5 protein-coding genes are annotated in these 4265 nt (G+C 56.8%); 2 read left to right on the forward strand and 3 right to left on the reverse strand.

What is annotated here, in order from left to right; all coding sequences use genetic code 11:
- Together ACN4F8_RS15865 and ACN4F8_RS15870 are read left to right on the forward strand one after the other, a co-directional pair.
- On the forward strand, window positions 1–128 hold a 128-nt coding region (locus ACN4F8_RS15865; RefSeq protein WP_419474443.1), incomplete at its 5' end, for an IS3 family transposase.
- Between the two features lie 30 nt (window positions 129–158).
- Window positions 159–2411, forward strand: coding sequence for an ATP-binding protein (locus tag ACN4F8_RS15870; RefSeq protein WP_419474439.1), 2253 nt, complete (start codon window positions 159–161; stop codon window positions 2409–2411).
- 24 nt (window positions 2412–2435) lie between these two features.
- Here ACN4F8_RS15870 and ACN4F8_RS15875 read toward each other — a convergent pair whose 3' ends face one another.
- From ACN4F8_RS15875 to minC, 3 genes are all read right to left on the reverse strand, one after another.
- Window positions 2436–3113: a hypothetical protein gene (locus ACN4F8_RS15875; RefSeq protein WP_419474440.1), complete on the reverse strand. Its 678-nt coding sequence runs from the start codon at window positions 3111–3113 to the stop codon at window positions 2436–2438.
- Between the two features lie 96 nt (window positions 3114–3209).
- The gene (locus ACN4F8_RS15880; protein ID WP_419474441.1) at window positions 3210–3464 is read right to left on the reverse strand and encodes a hypothetical protein; all 255 of its coding nucleotides are present in this window, start codon (window positions 3462–3464) and stop codon (window positions 3210–3212) included.
- Window positions 3465–3741: 277 nt separating this feature from the next.
- The coding region (minC, locus tag ACN4F8_RS15885) for a septum site-determining protein MinC (RefSeq protein WP_419474442.1) at window positions 3742–4265 on the reverse strand (524 nt) is incomplete at its 5' end.

Below are 4265 nucleotides of genomic sequence, written 5' to 3' on the forward strand. Positions count from 1 at the left end.
ACCGGACAAGGGAAGAAGCCAGGTCCGACGTGTTCGACTACATCGAGCGCTTCTACAACCCGGTGCGCAAACACTCAAAGCTAGACTTCCTCAGCCCCGTCGACTTTGAGCAAGGCTTAATGGGCTAAGCAAACCGTCCGGGAAACTGGGGGAAGCCCATGAACATGTTTACGGGAAGAAAGCGGCTCTGGATCGCGTTAACGGTGTTCTCAGCGCTCATGATGACGCCGATCGTGTTGATCCAGTTCAAGCAATCGCGCTTGATTCAAGAGCTCACCGACACCCAGTACGACTCGATCACCTCGCAATTTTTCCAGCTGGAGAGGGAGCAGGCAAAGCTCCTGCGCGTACTGGACCGGGTCCGCGATATGGATGCCCAGCCTTCTCCAGACGAGCTGGTTGAGCGGTACGAGATTTATGTGAGCCGGCTGATTCTGATTAAGGATTTTCAGAGCACCGCGCTGGTCGAGCAATCACCGGCTTACCCCAAGCTGTTGAAAGAGCTTGATGCCATCGTCAAGTCGGCTGATCCCGTGTTTGCGCAGCCTGAGAGTTTGCTGGCTCGCCGAGACGAGCTGGACAATCTGTCGACTCGCCTGCTCGACGTGGAGCCCGTGCTCAGAGAGATGAGTCGCGAGGCTTCCCGAGCCACCTCGCTCTTTTTAGAAGAACGCAATTTTCAGATTCGTCAACAGGGCAAGGCCCTGACCGCGTTGACGGTTCTGCAGGTGCTGCTGTTGCTGAGCTTGGTGGCTTTACTCGTGAGGCACATCAACCGCCAGAAATCTCAGTACCTGAAACTGAAAACACTGAGCGACGAGCTGGAGTCGGCGAGAGAAGAGGCGGAACGCGCAAACCAGGCGAAGAGCGTGTTTCTGGCCAACATGAGTCATGAAATCCGCACACCTTTTCAGGGACTCATGGGCATGCTCAATCTGCTTCACTCCACCGATCTGAACAATGGACAACGTGATCATGTCGAGACCGCGATGGACTCCGCCGAACACCTTCTGGGGGTTCTCAATGACATTCTGGACATTTCAACGATCGACTCGGGGGGGGTCAAGCTTCTGATGTCGACCGTTGACCTTGAAGAACTCGCCAGCAACACACAAGAGCTGATGCGCCAGGTCGCGGCTGGTAAGGGCATCAACCTTCGTGTTGAGTACGGAGAGCAACTGCCTAGATGGGTGCGTGGTGACGCCATGCGTATTCGGCAGATCCTCTTTAACCTGGTTGGTAACGCCATCAAGTTCACGCACCAAGGTGAGGTCAAGGTCAGCATCAATGCCAAACCGGGAACCCACGGGACAGTGTCCATCGTGGTTGAAGACACCGGAGAGGGCATGAATGAGGCCACCATTGAGCGGTTGTTCACGCGCTTTTATCAGGCTGACAATTCGTTTCTGCGCAAAACAGGCGGAACCGGTCTGGGTCTTGAGATCTCGCGCAGTCTTGCGCGAATGATGGGCGGTGATATCACTGTGACCAGCAAGCTGGGCGTTGGGTCCCGCTTCGAACTCACGCTCAACCTGCCCGAGACAACCGCGCCGACCCAAGTGAAGGAAGATTTTCAGATGGAGTTCGCGTCGTACCAAAGCCTCAAGCTGCTGGTCGCGGAGGACCATCCCGTCAACTTGAAGTACATGAACCTGCTTCTGGACAAGATGGGTCATGAGGCGGTGTTCTGCGGCAATGGTCTTGAGGCGCTGCAATTGTTGAAGGAGCAAACCTTTGATGCGGTTTTGCTCGATTACCACATGCCTGAGCTCGATGGAATTTCGACAGCAAAAGCCATTCGGGGTATGGGCGGAAAATCGTCGGGCATCACGATCATGTTGGTCACAGCTGACGTTGTGGGTGAGGTCAAGAACCGGGCGGAAGAAGCCGGCGTTGATTGGTTTGTAAGCAAACCTTTGACACTGCACGACCTGAACAAGGCGCTGTTGGGTTGCGGATTATTGACGCCCAATGTGCCGAAGGAGGACAAGGTGCTCGCCTCTGCTGAACTCACTGCGGTTCTTGAGAACCTCAACATGCAGTTTCCTCTGGTGGTCGATCTCTTGGGTTACCAGCAGCTGGTGCCGCTTGCCACTCGCGAAGTCCGCGCTGAGCTGGTGTCACTGGTGTTGTGTCCGAACACGGGCTCTCTGGATGCGCTTATCAATGCGATGAGTGAGGGAGACCACGGGACGATCGAGCTGGCTGCCCACAACCTCAAAGGCGCCAGCATGTTGCTTGGCATGTCCGCCTTGGGCAGCGCTGCCGCTGAAATAGAAACGTCTTTTGCGCAGCTAAATGCTGCGGACGTGGCGCGTTGGACGGCGAAGCTTCGGCACTTGGGTGAGCGCAGCAGGGATGAGATCGACTCACTTGAAATGATGATGGACGAAGCACCTCAAACCGTTTGAAATCGGTAGACGTTTCAGGACTTATCAGGTCATCAGCTCGCCCAGCTTGGATTCGTGGACATAGGCAAGCGGCTGCAGACCCCGCAGGACCTGATCTTCATTGAGCCGCCGAATCCTGCAATAGTCTGCAACTTCCTCACCACTTTCGCTGCGGCCACGCAAGACCCGCTTGCGTTCAAAGGCGTGGATGGCTTCGGCCTCGCTCGCGTTTGTCAGCAGGTAGGGCGTGTTGGGGTCGCGACAGGAGCGCACTGCGATGAAGGCATAGTTCAGTCCTTTGTCGGATGTGGACCCCACGATGATCCTTGTGGGCTGCGCGCGGTCCATCGCGATACTTCCCGTCCGCATAAGCAATGGCGCAGGTATCACGATGATGCGATGCTGAAGGCTGGCCTTGAGGGAATAGCCGACGGGTGCCGGCGCTTCGAGAATCACGGTTGCTCGGGGCCTGTGGCGCGCCACCGCCTGCAAACAGCGCTCCACAGGGGCCATGTCGAACCTGCGCTCTGTGGGTAGAAACTCTGGCTGCTCAGCGACCACAACAAGATCGGCGGTGGTCAGGGCTTTCACGAAAGCATCAGTGAATTTGATATGCCCCGAGGTCCGGCCCAGCAGTTCATCCAGCTTGGGCTCAGTGGGATACAAAGGTGCTCGCGCCAGTTGCTGCTGGGTGCAGTAGCCACCAGACTCGCCCAAGGTCACGGAGTGGTGGCGTGACAAGCACACAGCGCTGGCCAGTGCGCGTGGACCCGACCCGAGTACCGCGATGCTGAAGCGTGGCAACTCATTGAACATTGATCAGCGTGCTTTGAAGCCGCGTGAATCGACGATCACCGACGACCTGTTGTGAATCGACGAAGGCTTGCCGTTGTCGTTGCTCCACGTCGTCTGGCCCCTGGGCGTGTTTGTGGGGTAAGTGCTCAGGGCCTTGGGTGTTGCCGTCAGCTTCTGGTCTGGCACCTGTTTGCACCGGATCTGGACCTGAGCCTGAACCGAGGCGGGACTCTGAGGTTTGGCGGCCTCGCCCGGCAGTACGATTTGCACGTCACCCAAGCCACAGTCCAGTTCCCCACTTTGGGCCTGGCCTGCTGACAAGAGAACGAGACCCGCGGCAACGACAGCGAGCGATAGCGAGTGTTGACCCAATTCCATTTGGAATATTTTAGGCAATTTAAAATGCCAAAAATAATATATATGGTTTTTGGAGCGTGATGGAGTTCACGCTATCAACCACTGGGTGAATCAGCGGAGCCCGGATGAACGAATCGTGAAAAACTCACTGAAGGTGGTCAGCCCGACGTCTCTCTGGCAACGCGCCTTTGACTGCTCATCAGCAGCTGATTTCATCCACAACGAGACGATTGCCGTGTGGGCCCGCGACGAGACTGATTTGTGCCGGTCGACCGCGAAATGATTCATGCACTGGACGATCACTTGTGTCGTAGATTCCAGCAATACCGATCATCTGTGAAGCCATGGACAGGGCAAAGACACGCGCAGTGGTGTCGCCCGTGGCGCCCGCAAAGGCCTTCCCTCGCAACGGTGCGTAAACGTGAATGTGGCCATCGGAGATCAGCTCTGCTCCAGCATTGACCGTGGCCATGACGACAAGATCGCGTCCACGAGCGTAAACCTGCTGCCCGCAGCGAACCGGCTTGTCGATCACAAGTGCTCGCAGTGGAGGAGAAGGTACCGGTGCTGGAGGCTTGTGATCACAATGGACCGAAGGGGGGGGTGACGCCAAGGTTTTTTGTTGCAGCAGCGAGGGCGTGTAAAAAAAACCCGCAGCCACCGCTGCTGCAACTTGCCTCGGGCTGCCCCCTCGTACCGCCACAGGACGAAGGCCATATTCCC

Origin of the sequence: Hydrogenophaga sp., assembly GCF_048549895.1 — a bacterium.
GTDB lineage: Bacteria > Pseudomonadota > Gammaproteobacteria > Burkholderiales > Burkholderiaceae_C > Hydrogenophaga.